Source organism: Pasteurella testudinis DSM 23072 (genome assembly GCF_900176075.1).
Taxonomy (GTDB): Bacteria; Pseudomonadota; Gammaproteobacteria; order Enterobacterales; family Pasteurellaceae; genus Chelonobacter; species Chelonobacter testudinis.
The window spans coordinates 81529-98360 of the sequence record NZ_FWWV01000001.1; the positions used below are offsets into that span (position 1 = coordinate 81529).

Genomic DNA, 16832 nt, shown 5'->3' on the forward strand with positions numbered 1-16832 from the left:
CAAGCATATGGTTATTTTGCCGAAGTCGGCGGAATTTAAGAAATTATTAGCATTCTGATGGAAAATATCGGTATAATGGCAGCGCTTATACTCTTTGTCAGCGTGCGGCTATCAAAAATGATCTATTCAAGTTGTATGAAAACCATTTTTATCCCTATCAACTCTTAATCTAAATCACGAAGCAGATTATTTTTGCTAGTCGCAATAAAGAGATAAGCATCATTGAATGACTTATTTTAAAAAGGAAAAAAAAGTGACTCCAATTGTTAAACAATTTAAATACGGTCAGCATACCGTAACTCTGGAAACCGGTGCAATGGCGCGTCAAGCCACGGCGGCGGTGATGGCAAGCATGGACGATACCTCGGTTTTGGTGACGGTCGTCGCGAAAAAAGAAGTGAAAGCAGGACAGGATTTCTTTCCGTTAACCGTCAACTATCAAGAGCGTACTTACGCAGCCGGTCGTATTCCGGGTGGATTCTTTAAACGCGAAGGCCGTCCGTCCGAAGGCGAAACCTTGATTGCACGTTTAATTGACCGCCCGATTCGTCCGTTGTTTCCGGAAGGGTTCTACAACGAAATTCAAATCGTAGCGACCGTGGTATCGGTTAATCCGCAAATTTCTCCGGATATCGTGGCGATGATCGGCGCTTCCGCCGCACTTTCGCTGTCCGGCGTGCCGTTTAACGGTCCGATCGGTGCGGCGCGTGTCGGCTTTATCAACGATCAATTCGTGTTGAACCCGACCATGGCGGAACAAAAACACAGCCGCTTGGATTTAGTGGTCGCCGGTACGGATAAAGCAGTGCTGATGGTGGAATCGGAAGCGGATATTTTAAGCGAAGAACAAATGTTGGCGGCGGTGGTATTCGGGCACGAGCAGCAACAAGTTGTGGTTGAAAACATTAAAGAATTCGTCAAACAAGCCGGTAAACCGCGTTGGGATTGGCAAGCGCCGGCGGTCAACACCGCACTGGTCAACCAAGTGAAAGCGTTGGCGGAAAGCCGTTTGGGCGAAGCCTACCGTATCACTGAAAAACAAGCGCGTTATGCGCAAGTCGATGCGATTAAAGCCGACGTGATTGCGGCGGTATTGGCAAGTAACGAAGATGAAAGCGTAAATGAAAACACCATCGCCGATATTTTAGGTGCACTGGAAAGTGATGTGGTGCGCAGCCGCATTTTAGCTGGCGAGCCGCGTATCGACGGGCGTAGCGTGGACACCGTGCGTGCGTTGGATATCTGCACCGGCGTATTGCCGCGCACTCACGGTTCGGCGATTTTCACCCGTGGCGAAACACAGGCGTTGGCGGTGGCGACATTGGGTACGGAACGTGATGCACAAACGATTGACGACATTACCGGCGAGCGTACCGATCACTTCTTGTTCCACTACAATTTCCCTCCGTACTCCGTGGGCGAAACCGGTATGATCGGCTCGCCGAAACGTCGTGAAATCGGACACGGTCGCTTGGCAAAACGCGGGGTGATGGCGGTCATGCCGACGATCGAAGAATTCCCGTATGTGGTGCGCGTGGTGTCTGAAATCACCGAATCCAACGGTTCTTCGTCCATGGCTTCCGTTTGTGGCGCTTCGTTGGCGCTGATGGATGCCGGTGTGCCGATTAAATCTGCGGTTGCCGGGATTGCAATGGGCTTAGTCAAATCCGATGAGAAATTTGTGGTGTTATCCGATATTTTGGGTGACGAAGATCACTTGGGTGATATGGACTTTAAAGTCGCCGGTACCAAACAAGGTGTGACCGCGCTGCAAATGGACATCAAAATCGAAGGGATCACGGCGGAAATCATGCAAATTGCCTTGAATCAAGCCAAAGGTGCGAGAATGCACATTTTGGGTGTGATGGAACAAGCGATTGACGCACCGCGCGGCGATATCTCCGATTTCGCACCGCGTATCCACACCATGAAAATTGATCCGAAGAAAATCAAAGATGTGATCGGTAAAGGCGGTGCGGTGATTCGTTCCCTGACCGAAGAAACCGGCACTTCAATTGATATTGCCGATGACGGTACGGTGAAAATCGCCGCCACCGACAACTCGGCGGCGAAAGCGGTTATGCTGCGCATCGAAGATATTGTCGCCGATGTGGAAGTGAACCGTGTCTATAACGGCAAAGTCAGCCGGATTGCGGATTTCGGGGCGTTTGTATCGATTGTCGGCAACAAGGAAGGCTTGGTGCATATTTCCCAAATCGCAGAAGAGCGGGTGGAGAAAGTGACGGATTATCTGCAAATCGGTCAAGAAGTGGCGGTGAAAGTGGTCGAAATCGACCGTCAAGGCCGCATTCGTCTGACCATGCGCGATATTAACGCACCTGCTGCTGACAGCAATTCAGCCGAGCAAGCTGATCAGGAGTAATAAAACGATTTCGGGTTAGGCTGATTGAAGGCGTAACCTGAATCTTTTATCCATAAGGACTATGGGACATGAAGATCGCTGATAAAGTTGTGCATTACACAAAATCATTTTGTGTGCTGGCATTTTTGCTTGCAGCGGCGGCATGTTCAATGCGTCCGACCAGTCCATTGATTTCCGAACAAAAGGTGACGTTGGCCGAGCAGAATCCGTTACTGCATTTTGATCAAGAAGTGATGATTGCACGGATTAGCCAAGTGTTGCTGGTCGGAAATCTGGGAAAAGACGAACGGGCATCTTTACACTTTGAGCGTGGTGTATTGTATGACAGTTTAGGCTTGTGGGGTTTAGCCCGTTATGACTTTACCCAAGCCTTAATGCTTCAACCGAAATTAGCGCCGATTTACAATTATTTAGGTTTATATTTGCTGCTCGACGGCGATTATGACGGCTCGTTAGATGCGTTTAATGCGGTATTGCACTTAGACTCGAATTACGAATATGCCTACCTGAATCGGGGATTGAATTTCTACTATGTCGGCCGTTATGGGTTGGCCGAACGGGATTTTTTAACATTCTATGAAGCGGATCCGAGCGATCCGTACCGCACTTTGTGGTTATATCTGAATGAATTGAAATATAAACCGCATGAAGCAAAACGGAATTTAGCCGAGCGGGCAAAAGGGTTGTCCAATGAATTTTGGGGAACCAATATTGTTCATTACTATTTGGGGGAACTATCGTTTGCGGATTTGCAGCAAAAAATTGATAATTTTGCTGTGCCGTATGCGCCTCAATATGCTGAAATTTTAACAGAAACCTATTTTTATTTAGCAAAACAACAACTCAATCTGGGGAAGGTTGACGAAGCAACCGCTTTGTTTAAATTGGCTATTGCCAATCAAGTATTTAACTTTGTTGAGTATCGTTTTGCCTTGTTTGAACTCTCGCGTTTACGCTTGAATGAGAGCCAAACATTAACGGTTGTACCTGATACGAACTAAGTTATTCTCCGTCTTGATTGGGATAGTATGGCTTTAGCGCCTGTAAAAACGGCTTGCAACAATAGTTGCAAACCGCACTTCGCCTGTCACGTCGTACAAGATGTATTATTCTATCACGCAACAATTTATCATTTATCGCGGGCAACGTCCGCTTTCTACTATTGAGTAAAATATGACTGAAACAACTTTAACATTCAATGATTTAGGTTTGCCTGAATCGCTTATCTCCGCTGTCACCGCCATGGGATTCGTCAATCCGTCCCCGATTCAGCAAATTTGCATACCGCACTTGCTAAACGGCCGTGACGTGCTGGGTATGGCGCAAACCGGCAGCGGCAAAACCGCCGCGTTCTCCTTGCCGTTATTGGCACAAATTGATGCCGATGTGCGCACGCCGCAAATGTTGGTGATGGCACCGACCCGTGAATTGGCGATTCAGGTTGCCGATGCTTGTGAACAATTCAGTAAAAATATCAAAGGGTTGAATATCGTCACCCTGTACGGCGGGCAACGCTATGACATTCAATTGCGCGCCTTGCGCCAAGGCTCGCAAGTGGTGGTCGGTACGCCGGGCCGTATTTTGGATCATATCCGTCGCGGCACGCTGAATCTGTCCGAATTGCGCTTTATGGTGCTGGACGAAGCCGACGAAATGTTGCGCATGGGCTTTATCGACGATGTAGAAGAAGTGATGAGCAAATTACCAGAGCAGCACCAGACCGCACTTTTCTCCGCCACCATGCCGGAACCGATCCGCCGAATTACCCGCCGTTTTATGCGCGATCCGCAAGAGGTTAAAATTCAGGCAACCCAACAAACGCTGCCGGATATCACGCAAAGCTGCTGGTATGTCAACGGCGTACGCAAAAACGAAGCCTTGCTGCGTTTCTTGGAAGTGGAAGATTTTGATGCGGCGATTATTTTCGTGCGCACCAAAACCGCAACCTTGGATTTAGCCGAATTATTGGAAAAACACGGTCATAGCGCGGCGGCATTGAACGGCGACATGACCCAACAATTGCGCGAACAAACCTTGGATCGTCTGCGCAACAACCGTTTGAATATTTTAATCGCGACCGATGTGGCGGCGCGCGGGCTGGACGTGGAACGGATCAGTTTGGTCATCAACTACGATATTCCGTTAGATGCCGAATCCTATGTACACCGTATCGGTCGCACCGGTCGTGCCGGTCGTGCCGGTCGTGCCTTGCTGTTTGTTGAATCGCGCGAAAGACGTTTATTGCGCAACGTTGAACACTTGATCAAAAAACAGATCGATGAAGTGGAATTGCCGAATCATAAAACATTGGAAGCCTGTCGCCGTGAGAAATTTAAGCAAAAAATTTCCGCGCAATTGGAACATCACGATTTGGAAAAATACCGTAATCTGTTGGAAGACATGTTTACCGCCGATCAGGATCACGAAGATTTGGCTGCGGCGATGATGATGTTGTTGCAAGGCAAACAAAAACTGATTCTGCCGCCGGATCCAGTGATTAAACCGCGTCGTGAACGCCAAGAAAATCCACGTTCCGCCGATAGACGCGGCGGACGTTTTGAGCGTGAAGAGCGCTCCCGTCCGGCGCGCGAGCAGATGCCGATGGATTTATACCGCATCGAAGTCGGACGTGCCGACGGCGTGGAAGTGAAACATATCGTCGGGGCAATCGCCAATGAAGGCGATATCGACAGTCGTTATATCGGACATATCAAACTGCACGATGATTATTCGACCATTGAACTGCCGAAAGATATGCCGAAAGAGTTGTTACAGCACTTCGGCAAAACACGGGTGCTGAATAAACCGATGCAAATGCGCTTTGTGGAAGAAGTAAAAGGTGACGGCGGCTTTGCTGGCCGTGGTGAACGCAAAGGCGGTTATGGCCGTAAAGAAGGCGGTTTTTCGCGCGACGGCGGACGTGAGTTCCGTGGCGGACGAGGCAAAGACCGCTTCCAAGATCGTAACGATCGCGGCGGCAAACCGAGTTTTGAGCGCAAACCACGCCGTAGCGGACGCAGAGAGGGGTAATTTCTCTTATTTTTAACCGAGGTTTTTGATAAGTAGAGTAGCGGCGGATTATATATCCGCCCGTTTACGAAATACGATATAAGCATTTAATCTATAAAGGTAAAATGCAACGTGCGGTTCGGGCGGATATATAATCCGCCCCTACTTTTACCATAGAAATTTCATATTTGTCTTTTGTTAGCAGTCTAATTGAGATCACCATGACCGCACTTGAACATGATCAACACTTTATGCAGCGCGCGCTCGAGCTTGCCGATTATGCCGAATCGCTGGGTGAAATTCCGGTGGGAGCGGTTTTGGTCGATGAACAGGGTAATATTATCGGCGAAGGCTGGAATGCCTCGATTTTAAAAAACGATCCGACCGCGCATGCCGAAATCGAGGCCATTCGCAAAGCGGCAAGTGCGGTGCAGAATTACCGTTTGCTCAATACGACGTTATACGTTACCCTCGAACCTTGTACCATGTGCGCCGGCGCGATTTTGCACAGCCGGATTAAACGCTTGGTTTTCGGCGCGAGTGATTATAAAACCGGTGCGGTCGGTTCGCGTTTTCATTTTTTTGATGATTACAAAATGAACCATTTTTTAGAAATTACCACCGGCGTGCTGGAAGCGCAGTGCAGTGAAAAACTGAGCGCGTTTTTCCAACGGCGGCGGCGAGAGAAAAAAGCCGCAAAGTGCGGTGCGGAAACGGCAGAGTAAACAGCAGAGTAAACAGGCAGCCGATAGAAAGTTGTTTCTATCGGCTTTTTTGCGAGTTTAAAACTTAATAGGGGTGGCGTTTTGTTGCAAGACGGCATCTAATTCTTGAATATTTTTAATGCCCTCTGTTTTCAGCCATTCGATCGAGGCGTCTTTACCTTGCGCTTTATAGATTTTCGCGCCGTCCGCCCACGTTGCGCGTCCGCATAATACACCATTGTAGTTCGAACCGGCTTGTTTGGCGAAGACCAACGTTTGTTGGAACAAGGCGGCGGAAACGCCGGCACTGAGGAAAATAAACGGCAATTCGGAAACCGCACTTTGTGCGGCAAAATACTCGGCGGCTTGCTGTTGGCTGTATAGCGCTTCGCCTTCGGCAAAGCCTTCCACATATTTCATATTGACCGGCACTTCCACTTTAAAGACGTCCACGCCGTATTTCGGATCGGCATAGCTGCGCATGGCTTCGATCACTTTGCGCGGTTTCAGTTTGGCGTAGGCTTTTTCGTCTTCCACATTGGCATCGTAAGTCAGAATTTCCAAAAAGAGCGGCATCTCTTCGGCTTTGCATTCGGACGCAATCCGTTCGACAAACGCCTTTTTGCGATCATTAATGCAATCCGGCTCGTCAACATCCACATACAGTAATAATTTGACCGCATCAGCGCCTTTTTCTTTTAAACGCAACACTGACACATCATCGATCAAATCGGGAAAACGTCCGACTGCGGTTTTGTCATAACCGGTTTTTTCATACGCCATCATCAGCCCTGATTCGCTGTCGCGCACCTTTGCCGCAGCCCAGCCGAATTCCGGATCCAGTAAGATTGAAGACGCATAAGGGGTTAAAATCGTGGAAACCAAGCTCTTGAATTCACTGATTTGTTCGGCAGTGATGTCGTCGCCTAGCATTCTTTTTAATGCGCCGCGCTGGTCAATCGCCAGTGCGCTGATCACGCCTTGGGCATTACAAATTTTTTTCAGTCGTTCTGTTCTTTTAGACATAATATCAATCCTTTAGATTCCGTCGTCTTCCTGTGTGGTGTTATGCGATTTGCTTTGGGTTAATTCTTCACTGAGTTTGACGATGCCTTGCTTGCCGCTATGGATAGCCAGTTCGACTAATTCGGCAAAGGGTAATTCGTCTTTTTCCATGGCACATTCAATCAACATTTGCAGATTAGTGCCGGTGATCACTTCGCTTATCGGCAATTCTTGTGCGATAAGCGAAGCGGTTCTGAACGGCGAGCCGCCGAGAATATCGCAACAAAACAACACGCCGTCACCGTGATCAAGCTGGGTAAGTGCGGTTAAAATTTCATCTTTAAGTTGAGCGGGACTTTTGCTTTCCGGAAAATCAATAAACGCCATATTTTCCTGTTCACCGATAATTTGGTTCAGGGCATACTGAATCCCCGAAGCAAAGTGACCGTGTCCCAGCACAATAATACTGATCATGAGAGCTCCTCAAATCTGGCTGGGGTTGCCCCCAACCAAGCCTGTGTGTTAGTGGTGAGTTACATAAATCCGGCAAAGCGTCCGATAATGCCCAAGGCAACGGTCAGAATAATCAAACGCAGTGGTGACCAGCCTTTTTTCACTAACCAGTACATCAGTAAAGTATAAACCAGCGGGAAGAATGCCGGCATCAGTTTGTCGATCACATCGGTTTGCACCTTGACGACAGCATCACCGGCGGTGATTTCCAAGGTGGTATTGAAGCGGATATAGGTTGCCACCAATGCGCCGATAACGGTCATCCCGACGATAGACGCCGCATGGCCGACTTTCTTGGTGTTGGCTTTGATCACCGGAATGGCTGCGACCCCCATGCGGTAGGAATAATGTGCCAAGCCGAAGCGTAAACCGAAATGCACAATGTTAAATACCACAAAGAAGAAGATAGCACCCATAATCGACCCCTGCAATGCCAAACTGGCGCCTATCCCGCCGCAGATAGGTAGCAAGGTCAACCAGAACATCGCATCGCCGATCCCGCCTAACGGCGCACCGACCGCAATTTTGGTACTTTGGATACTGTTGACGTTCTGTTTGGAACGCTCCATTGCCAGAATAATCCCCATCACAAAAGTCACTAAGAACGGGTGAGTATTGAAGAAACCCAGATTCCCTTTCATGGATTTGCTCAAATCCGCCTTATTGGTATGGATTTTTTTCAGTGACGGCGCAAGCCCGTATAACCAGCCTGCCGCCTGCATTCTTTCATAGTTGAAAGAGGCTTGCAGTAGTAGCGAACGCCATGCCATCACATTAATGTCATGTTTGGTCAGTTCGGCACCGATAGTTTGATCTTCATAAACATCGTCATTTTGTGCCGTTGCTTGAGTATTCAGTTTAGATTCCATCTTCAAACTCCTCTTTTTTTACTTCCACTGTTTCAGTGCCTTTACGCATATAATCGATAATTGCCATGGCGGTCGCCGCTGCGGCAATTGCCAAAACCGGTAATTGAAGCCAAGCTGCGGCAACGAATCCCAAAATAAAATACGGAATATAGACGTTTTTCATCATGATTTTCATCAGCACGGCAAAGCCGATAGCCGGCATGATACCACCGGCGACGCCCAAGCCGTCGATCACTTGTTTCGGCAGCATTTCGATGATTTTTCCGGCATGTTCCGCACCGAAGTAAACCGGCAGGAAAGCACAGAAGAAATAGAATGTGCCTAAGACTAACAGCCCGAAATAGTTGACATAATCAATGCCTTTCAGGTTGGCGTCTTCCGCCATTTGGTCACAGCGCGACATTACGGCAGACATGATGGAGAACAGGAAGGTGATCCCCATTTGCACCGCAATCGCAAACGGCACGGCGACCCCGACTGCAACGGTCGGATCGGTTTTGGTGGTAATCGCAAAAGTCGCACCGACCACGGTACCGATAATCACGTTCGGCGGTTGCGCGCCGGCGAGTGGCGCCAAGCCCATCCAGACCAATTCCAACGTACCGCCGACCAAAATACCGGTTTGCAAATCGCCCAGCACCAAGCCGACGATAGGTCCCAGTACAACCGGACGGTGGAAGTGGGTTAAGCCGTTATAGAGATCGAGACCTGCTATAAAAGCAATAATGCCAAGGATAATTGATTGTAGTAATCCAATTTCCATGAGTTGCCTCCTTACTTGAGTAATTTAAATAGATCAGCGGATTCTTCGGTTGGAACGCCTTGGATATAGCATTCCACACCAAGTTGTTGCAGCTTTTTGAAGGCGGCGACATCTTGCGGATCGACTGATACCGTTTTGTGGATTTGTTGTTTTCCATCGGCAAAGTGCATATTGCCGACATTGATTTTTTTCACCGGCACACCGCCTTCGACCAATTTCAAGAAATCGGACGGACTGCGGCAAACCAACAGGATTTTTTGTCTGTCGGCGGCACGGTGAATGTTGTCAATCACTTTTTGTAATGGCCAGAAGCGCACGTCAATACCGTCCGCCAACACCATTTCCATTAAATTCTGTTGCATTTCGTCTTGCGCCACTTCATCGTTGGCGACCAGCACCAGATTGGCACCGGCAAATCCAACCCACTGCACCCCGACTTGCCCGTGAATCAGGCGTTCGTCAATTCGGCTTAATACGATATTCGGCATAGTTGTTCTCCTTTGAATAATAATTCGGCACTTAAAGTGCGGTTAAGGTTGATACGCATGAATCGTGACGCCCTGCACCACGCGATTGACTTCGCCGGTCGGACACGGATTATCAGTGGTGTGGCCGGTGAGGTAAGAGCGGTAGAAGGCAAACATTTGGGCAAAGGTGACGTACGGAAATGCCAGCGCCATATCCGAAACCGCACTTAATGCGCCTAAACAAATTTGATGCTCCGCAGGCAGGCGGCTTTCTACTTCAGCGGTTAAAATCACCAAACGTTGAACTTTGCCGTCACGCAGGATTTCATTACATAAATCAATGTCATATTGACGGGTGTAAGGATTGTTGGAGAGATAGACAATCACCGTGGTTTGATGATTAATAATGGATTTCGGCCCGTGGCGGAAACCGAGCGGCGTGTCATAAATCGCCACCACCTCGCCGGCGGTCAGTTCCAATAATTTCAAGGCGGACTCTTGCGATAAGCCTTTGAAACCGCCGCTGCCGAGATAGACAATCCGTTCCACCGCTTCGGCAGCCACGTTTTTTATTTGCCAATGTTTGTCTTGGATAAAGCGCTCGGTGCAATCGGCAATCTGCTGCACTTGCGCCAAGTCAAAGTGCGGTTGGAAAAAGATGATCGCCGTTGCCAAGGTCATACTGGAAAAGCTGGAGGTCATGGCAAAACCGTTATCGTTGGTTTGCGGCGGTAAGGCTAAGGCATACGCATTGTCGGCTTGGCAATTCTCTTGATAGAGTTTGCCTTCTTGGTTGCAAGTGATAATCAAGTGATAACTGTCATCGACAATTTGATTGACCAACTGCACCGCCGCCGCACTTTCCGGGCTGTTGCCGGAACGGGCGAAGGAGATCAGTAGGGTGGGCTGATCTTTTTTCAGATACTGATACGGATTGGACACCAAATCGGTGGTGGCAATCGCCGCCGCTTGCAGTGCGGTCCATTGGTTAAAAAACGGTGATAACACCTCGCCGGAAAAAGCGGAAGTGCCGGCACCGGTTAAAATGATATGTAAGTCACTTTTGGCTAACAGTGGCGCTAAAAAATTATCAATCGCTTGCCGTTGTGAATCAATTATTGACGCGGTTTGTCGCCAGCAGTCAGGCTGCTGGCAAATTTCTTTTGCCGTCCACAACGCATTGGCTTGTTCGAGGGATTCGGTGACGATGCCCAAATAGTCCATTTCTGACTCCTTATCAGTGGATAGGTGCGAATAAATACGGCGTTCGGTAAGGAGTCGAATGATGGTGCTAATGTGGAAAACGGCAAATAATTATCCGAGCTATTCGTGATTGACTAAAATAACCTTTACGCCTTGTTGTTGAAAGGCTTGCAGGTAATCGGGCGGAATACCGTCATCAGTGATCAACACATCTATTCCGGCAAAATCGCGAATCACATGAAAGCTGCGTTTGCCGAATTTACTGGAATCCGTAACGACAATAATTTGCGTCGAAATATCACACATCAAGCGGTTTAAGCTGGCCTCTTGTTCGTTATGTGTGGTAATCCCGACTTTCAAATCATAGCCGTCCACCCCTAAAAAGACTTTGTCAAAAACATAGTTTTCCAAACTTTTTTCTGCGGAAATACCGGAAAAAGATAACGCATTTTTTCTCAAACTACCACCGGGCATGCGTACCTGAACGCCGTCCGCCATCGTCAGCTCCATCGCGACGTCCAAACCGCTGGTCATCACCACCACATCATGCAAATGCTGCATATTGGCAGCAATTTCTTTGGTGGTGGTGCCGGAATCGAGAATAATCGACTCGCCGTCATGAATCAGTTTTACGGCGGCTTGACCTATCAGGCGCTTTATTTCGGCATGGTGGTTGCGTTTTTCTTTTATGGATAATTCGCTGATCATTCGGCTATTCGGCAGGGCAAAACCATGCGAGCGCAGTAGCAGCCCTTGTTTTTGCAGGTAACTGAGATCATTGCGAATTGTCACGCTGGAAACCGAACAAAGTTGTGCTAGTGCCTCTACCCGAGTACTGCCTTGAGTATTGACAATTTGTACGATCTGAGCGCGTCTTTCCACAGTACTTATCATTTTCAACCCCTTACGAAAACAAATTTTAATCTTTCATTTGCTTTCGAGTTAATTGTGAATGGCTTCATTTTTGGAGTAAAGCGCAATGTTTTAAAAAGAGAGTTGTATCACACATTTTTTATTATAGTGCGATATATTGGTGATAATTATAACGGTTTAGTCTTTATTTTGACAGCGGGTGAGGTTTTGAAATAATGGAAACGAAAGCAAAAGAAAATTATTTTAAATAACTTATTAAATGGGGATAATGGGCGGTGATCTGTTGCCATTTGTGATTATCTATTTGTAATGAAAGGGAAAACTCACCGTTTTCAGTGATGTTTTCAGTGCGGATATGATTTTGTTGATAGAGCAAGTGTCTTACTTTTCCTTCCGTTACCGGCAGTAACAATTGCAAATGCAAGATTTCATTTTCCAGTCGCTTTTGAATGGCTTCGAGTAATAATCCAATGCCTGCGCCGTTTTGGGCGGAGAGATAGACCGCACTTGGCTTGCCTTGATCATCATATTCGATATGCGGCGGCACGTTTTCGCACTGATCGATTTTATTGAACACCAGCAGAGAAGGCACGCTATCGGCGCCGATTTCTTCTAAGACCAAATTGACTGCTTCGATATTCTCTTGGCGGCGTTCATCGGAGGCATCGATCACATGCAATAACAGCGTGGCTTCGGTGGTTTCTTGCAGCGTGGATTTAAAGGCTTCGACTAAATCGTGCGGCAAATGGCGGATAAATCCGACGGTATCCGCCAGAATTGTAGTGCCGACATTTTCAATATTCAGCTTGCGCAAGGTCGGATCAAGCGTGGCGAACAGTTGATCAGCGGCGTAAACTTCGGCGGTGGTCAGCGCGTTGAATAGGGTGGATTTACCGGCATTGGTATAACCGACTAGAGAGAGCGTCGGAATTTCGGCTTTCTGTCGGGTGCGACGGTTAAGGTTACGTTGTTGGTTGACCTTTGCCAGTTTGGCTTGTAGCTGTCCCAACCGCACTTTAATTAAACGACGGTCGGTTTCTAGCTGGGTTTCGCCCGGGCCGCGCAAGCCGATCCCGCCTTTTTGCCGCTCCAAGTGCGTCCAGCCGCGAATCAGGCGGGTGGAAAGATGTTTCAATTGTGCCAGTTCGACTTGCAGTTTACCTTCATGGGAACGGGCGCGTTGGGCGAAAATATCCAAAATCAGGGTAGTGCGGTCAATAACACGGCAGCCGCACAATTTTTCCAGATTACGATTTTGTGCCGCACTCAGAATGTGGTTTACCAGTACGATATCGGCATCATGCAGTTTGACCGCCTCGGCGACTTCTTCGGCTTTCCCCTGACCGATATAGTATTTTGGTTGCGGCGCGGAGCGGGAAGTCGTGAGTACATCAATGACTTCAACCTGTGCAGACGCAGCAAGTTGTCGGCATTCTTCAATGTTTTCCGGATCTTTCTGTTGGGAAAAGAAAACATGTACCAAAATAGCCCGTTCATTTTCTAGTAATTGATCACGGATATCTTTGGTTACGCCAACAGTCAAATCAAAAACGGCGCTCTGCTTTTTGCTGGGAGCGCAGTCGTTATCATGGTCAAACAACGTGCTTGTCCTGTGGCGATATTATTCGCTGTCTGTGGCTTCGGTTTTATTCTCGTTGCTTTGGGCTTGAGAATTATTGTGGTGCGAAATTGCGCGTGCCGGCACGACCGTAGAAATGGCATGTTTGTACACCATTTGACTAACGGTATTTTTTAACAAGATAACGAATTGGTCGAATGATTCGATTTGTCCTTGCAGTTTGATGCCGTTTACCAAATAAATGGAAACGGGAATACGTTCGCGACGCAGTGAATTCAAGTAAGGATCTTGTAGAGATTGTCCTTTTGCCATAATTGGATTCCTTATATTTTAGTTATGATGTTTTAGTTATAGTGTTATGAATTTTAAGTATAACCGGAAACGACGGCAGTATGTCTGTCCCTCTTTTTCAATATAGCAACTTTATTTGATAAAGTCATCAGTCTGCAAGGAGCGGGAAGCGCTTTCTTGCAAAATTTGTATAATTTTTTGTTTTGCTTGCGAAATCGCCAGACTGTCCAACCAATGAATCTCCGATTTCCAACCTCTCAACCAAGTGATTTGCCGCTTGGCCAGTTGTCGGGTGGCGCAAATACCGCGGTAAACCATTTCATCGTGCGTATAATCGCCGCGCAGATATTCCCACATTTGGCGATAGCCGACGCAACGGATTGACGGCAGATCCAAATGCAAATCGCTGCGTTGGTATAGTCTGCGCACTTCTTCTTCAAAGCCTGCTTCGATCATGTTATGGAAACGCTGTTCGATACGTTGGTGCAATACCGCCCGATCTTGCGGCGCAATGGCGAATTGCAGGATTTGGTAAGGCAGTTTTTCCCCTTGTGTTGCTGTCAGCTCGGTCATGCTTTTGCCGCTGATGTAATACACTTCCAAGGCGCGGTTAATCCGTTGCGGATCGTTGTGGTGAATCCGCGCGGCGGCAATCGGATCAATATGTTGTAGCTGTTGGTGCAGATAGTGCCAGCCTTTTTCGGCGGCAACCGCTTCGATTTCAGACCGCACTTTTTCATCAGCCGACGGCAGTGGTGATAAGCCTTCCAACAGCGCTCGATAATACAACATCGTGCCGCCGACCAAGAGCGGTATTTTACCCTGCTGTGTAATGTCTTGCATTTCACGCAGTGCGTCGTGGCGGAAATCGGCGGCAGAATAGCTTTCCGCCGGATCTTTGATATCAATCAAACGGTGCGGCGCCAGCGCCAATTCGGTTGCATCGGGTTTTGCAGTACCGATATCCATACCCTTATAAATCAGGGCGGAATCGACACTGATCACATCGAACGGCAGTTGTTGGCATAGCTGAATTGCCAAGTCGGTTTTGCCGGACGCAGTCGGCCCCATTAAAAAAACAGCCAAGGGCTTTGAACGGCTGCTGGTGTTATCGGCAAAGGTCACGCTGATTTTTCCTGTGATAAATAGGGTTGCAGATCAAGCGGCATCAGTAGCGGTTTTAGGCTTTCGCTTTGATTGCCGGCCAGTTGTTCGATACGGGCAAATTCATTGGCGGCATCGGCGAGCGACTGCATCGGGGTCAAATTCAGCGAATTAACCAATGATTCGATAAAATCGTCAAATTGCTCAAGCGGTTGATTCAAGAGTTTGACGAGGCAGGCTTGCAGATTTTGCCGGCGTAAAAATACCGGTACCGCACTTAGGGTTAAACGGCTTCTTTCCGCCGAGCCGTATTGGGTTATCTCAAAGCCGCAACGGGCAAAGTGCGGTTGCAGGGTTTGCCAGTGCCGGCTTTGGTTTTCGTCCAGATGGATAACCAACGGGATCAACAGCGGCTGGGTCGGAACCGCACTTTGGGTCAGCGCCGCACGAAAAGTGGCACGCTGTAATGTGCCTGTTTTTACAAAATAGAGTTGCTGCTGTTGTTGTAATAAAATCAACTGTTCCGCCACTAACAACGTTAATAGGCGCAGATGAGGACTGAGTGCACTCTTCGGTTCGGATTCGATCGAGAACGGCTTTGGCGTATCAACAGCGGTGGGAGCCGGTTCGCTGCGTAGCAATTGTTGATAAGCCGCGCCTTGTGCTTTGGAATATCCGCTGTCGGAACGGGTGAAATAGGGGCTTTTGGTATCCGTAGCGGAAACAGGGCGCGGCGCCGTGGGGCTGCTGCCGGCTGATGAAGCAGGGGGGGCAGAATAGCGCGGGCTTGGTTCAAATACCGCACTTTGAGGCATAACCTCGCTGTTTTTGGATTCGACGGCAAAGATATTTTCACCTGCCGCAATGCGGTTGCCCTGCGCCGTTGCCATCGTCGGATCAACAAAATCCAACTGGTTGGCTGCCTGCAACGCATTGCGCACGCCTTGGTGAATAAAATCATGCACCAAGCGGTTTTGGTGAAACCGCACTTCGTGTTTCGCCGGATGAACATTCACGTCCACTTGCGACGGATCCAAATCGATAAACAGCACGAATGCAGGGTAGGCTTCCGTTTGAATTTTTTCGCTATAAGCAAGACGTACGGCATGGTTAATGGTTTTGTCACGCATCATGCGCCCGTTGACGTAGCTGTAATTCAGGTCGTTTTGCGCACGCAAAAAACGGGTGTCCGCTACCCAGCCGTAAAGGTGCAAATCATTGTGTTGCCAATTGATTTCGAGAGCATGATCGACAAAATCCTGTCCGCAAATTGCCGCCAAGCGTTTGATTTTCTGTTGCGGATTGTTTGCCTTGCGATATTGGCGCACGATTTTGCCGTTATGGGTCAGGGTAAAGCCCGCCTGCGATTTAACCAATGCAATACGGCGAACCACTTCGTCAATATGGCTGAATTCGGTTTTTTCGGTGCGCAAAAATTTGCGCCGTGCCGGCGTATTATAAAACAGATTGGCGACTTCCACCGTTGTGCCGACAGGGTGCGCCGCCGGCTGAACGGTGGTTTCCATCTCGCGCCCTTGGGCGAAAACCTGCCATGCCTCCGCTTGTTGCGGCGGGCGGGAGGTTAGGGTGAGGCGTGAAACCGAGCTGATACTGGCAAGTGCTTCACCGCGAAAACCCAAGCTCAGAATCGCTTCTAGATCTTCCAGCGTACTGATTTTGCTGGTGGCATGGCGCGATAACGCCAAACCCAGCTCTGCTTGCGGAATGCCAAAACCATTATCGCGGATTCGAATCAAACCGGCGCCGCCTTGTTCGATATCGATTTGGATTTCGTCGGCTCCGGCATCCAAGCTGTTTTCGATCAGTTCTTTCACCACCGAAGCCGGACGTTCCACGACCTCGCCGGCGGCGATTTGGTTGGTGAGTTGGGGCGAAAGAATCTGAATCGGCATGGTACTCACTCCGGACTAATCACGCAGTTTGATTTTTTGTCCGACCCGAACGTTATCATTGCTTAAATTATTCAGGCGGCGCAGTTCACGCAATTTGATATTATACTTGATCGAAATTGCGCCTAAAGTTTCGTTCTTTTTCACGGTATGATACTG

General features: G+C 48.5%; 15 protein-coding genes. 4 read left to right on the plus strand and 11 right to left on the minus strand.

Features of this window, described 5'->3' with window-relative positions; all coding sequences use genetic code 11:
• The first annotated feature begins 253 nt into the window (after positions 1-253).
• The 4 genes from pnp to tadA all read left to right on the plus strand — a co-directional run bounded on the left by pnp (position 254) and on the right by tadA (position 6117).
• On the plus strand, positions 254-2383 hold the full coding sequence (gene pnp / locus B8880_RS00405) for a polyribonucleotide nucleotidyltransferase (protein ID WP_084255644.1): 2130 nt from the start codon (positions 254-256) through the stop codon (positions 2381-2383).
• Positions 2384-2451: 68 nt separating this feature from the next.
• Positions 2452-3384: a lipoprotein NlpI gene (nlpI, locus tag B8880_RS00410; RefSeq protein ID WP_084255218.1), complete on the plus strand. Its 933-nt coding sequence runs from the start codon at positions 2452-2454 to the stop codon at positions 3382-3384.
• Positions 3385-3556: 172 nt separating this feature from the next.
• Positions 3557-5413: a DEAD/DEAH box helicase gene (locus B8880_RS00415; protein WP_084255220.1), complete on the plus strand. Its 1857-nt coding sequence runs from the start codon at positions 3557-3559 to the stop codon at positions 5411-5413.
• 200 nt (positions 5414-5613) lie between these two features.
• Positions 5614-6117 (plus strand): tRNA adenosine(34) deaminase TadA, encoded by a 504-nt coding sequence (gene tadA / locus B8880_RS00420; protein ID WP_084255222.1) that lies wholly within the window; start codon positions 5614-5616, stop codon positions 6115-6117.
• A gap of 57 nt (positions 6118-6174) precedes the next feature.
• Here tadA and B8880_RS00425 read toward each other — a convergent pair whose 3' ends face one another.
• From B8880_RS00425 to mutL, 11 genes are all read right to left on the minus strand, one after another.
• On the minus strand, positions 6175-7122 hold the full coding sequence (locus tag B8880_RS00425; protein WP_084255224.1) for a tagatose 1,6-diphosphate aldolase: 948 nt from the start codon (positions 7120-7122) through the stop codon (positions 6175-6177).
• 12 nt (positions 7123-7134) lie between these two features.
• On the minus strand, positions 7135-7575 hold the full coding sequence (agaF, locus tag B8880_RS00430; protein ID WP_084255226.1) for a PTS galactosamine/N-acetylgalactosamine transporter subunit IIA: 441 nt from the start codon (positions 7573-7575) through the stop codon (positions 7135-7137).
• A 59-nt stretch (positions 7576-7634) separates the two neighbouring features.
• Positions 7635-8483, minus strand: a complete 849-nt coding sequence (gene agaE / locus B8880_RS00435; protein ID WP_084255228.1) for a PTS N-acetylgalactosamine transporter subunit IID — start codon at positions 8481-8483, stop codon at positions 7635-7637.
• The gene (gene agaW / locus B8880_RS00440) at positions 8473-9246 is read right to left on the minus strand and encodes a PTS N-acetylgalactosamine transporter subunit IIC (protein WP_084255230.1); all 774 of its coding nucleotides are present in this window, start codon (positions 9244-9246) and stop codon (positions 8473-8475) included. Before agaW ends, agaE begins: the two co-directional genes overlap by 11 nt.
• Positions 9247-9257: 11 nt before the next feature.
• Entirely contained in the window at positions 9258-9734 is a 477-nt protein-coding gene (gene agaV, locus B8880_RS00445) for a PTS N-acetylgalactosamine transporter subunit IIB (protein WP_084255232.1), read from the minus strand.
• A 42-nt stretch (positions 9735-9776) separates the two neighbouring features.
• The gene (locus tag B8880_RS00450) at positions 9777-10937 is read right to left on the minus strand and encodes an SIS domain-containing protein (protein WP_084255234.1); all 1161 of its coding nucleotides are present in this window, start codon (positions 10935-10937) and stop codon (positions 9777-9779) included.
• Positions 10938-11036: 99 nt separating this feature from the next.
• Complete coding sequence (gene agaR / locus B8880_RS00455) at positions 11037-11810, minus strand: transcriptional repressor AgaR (RefSeq protein WP_084255236.1); 774 nt, start codon at positions 11808-11810, stop codon at positions 11037-11039.
• A 217-nt stretch (positions 11811-12027) separates the two neighbouring features.
• Complete coding sequence (gene hflX / locus B8880_RS00460) at positions 12028-13332, minus strand: ribosome rescue GTPase HflX (RefSeq protein ID WP_084255646.1); 1305 nt, start codon at positions 13330-13332, stop codon at positions 12028-12030.
• Positions 13333-13410: 78 nt separating this feature from the next.
• The gene (gene hfq / locus B8880_RS00465; RefSeq protein WP_084255238.1) at positions 13411-13680 is read right to left on the minus strand and encodes an RNA chaperone Hfq; all 270 of its coding nucleotides are present in this window, start codon (positions 13678-13680) and stop codon (positions 13411-13413) included.
• Between the two features lie 111 nt (positions 13681-13791).
• Entirely contained in the window at positions 13792-14730 is a 939-nt protein-coding gene (gene miaA / locus B8880_RS00470; protein ID WP_084255648.1) for a tRNA (adenosine(37)-N6)-dimethylallyltransferase MiaA, read from the minus strand.
• A gap of 50 nt (positions 14731-14780) precedes the next feature.
• The gene (gene mutL / locus B8880_RS00475; protein ID WP_084255240.1) at positions 14781-16676 is read right to left on the minus strand and encodes a DNA mismatch repair endonuclease MutL; all 1896 of its coding nucleotides are present in this window, start codon (positions 16674-16676) and stop codon (positions 14781-14783) included.
• Between the last annotated feature and the right edge of the window lie 156 nt (positions 16677-16832).

Coding starts and splice junctions, on each gene's coding strand:
- agaV (WP_084255232.1), bottom strand. CDS start 9,734: ATGCCGAATATCGTATTAAGCCGAATTGACGAACGCCTGATTCACGGG.
- B8880_RS00415 (WP_084255220.1), top strand. CDS start 3,557: ATGACTGAAACAACTTTAACATTCAATGATTTAGGTTTGCCTGAATCG.
- agaW (WP_084255230.1), bottom strand. CDS start 9,246: ATGGAAATTGGATTACTACAATCAATTATCCTTGGCATTATTGCTTTT.
- nlpI (WP_084255218.1), top strand. CDS start 2,452: ATGAAGATCGCTGATAAAGTTGTGCATTACACAAAATCATTTTGTGTG.
- mutL (WP_084255240.1), bottom strand. CDS start 16,676: ATGCCGATTCAGATTCTTTCGCCCCAACTCACCAACCAAATCGCCGCC.
- agaF (WP_084255226.1), bottom strand. CDS start 7,575: ATGATCAGTATTATTGTGCTGGGACACGGTCACTTTGCTTCGGGGATT.
- agaR (WP_084255236.1), bottom strand. CDS start 11,810: ATGATAAGTACTGTGGAAAGACGCGCTCAGATCGTACAAATTGTCAAT.
- B8880_RS00425 (WP_084255224.1), bottom strand. CDS start 7,122: ATGTCTAAAAGAACAGAACGACTGAAAAAAATTTGTAATGCCCAAGGC.
- agaE (WP_084255228.1), bottom strand. CDS start 8,483: ATGGAATCTAAACTGAATACTCAAGCAACGGCACAAAATGACGATGTT.
- tadA (WP_084255222.1), top strand. CDS start 5,614: ATGACCGCACTTGAACATGATCAACACTTTATGCAGCGCGCGCTCGAG.
- B8880_RS00450 (WP_084255234.1), bottom strand. CDS start 10,937: ATGGACTATTTGGGCATCGTCACCGAATCCCTCGAACAAGCCAATGCG.
- miaA (WP_084255648.1), bottom strand. CDS start 14,730: ATGGGGCCGACTGCGTCCGGCAAAACCGACTTGGCAATTCAGCTATGC.
- hfq (WP_084255238.1), bottom strand. CDS start 13,680: ATGGCAAAAGGACAATCTCTACAAGATCCTTACTTGAATTCACTGCGT.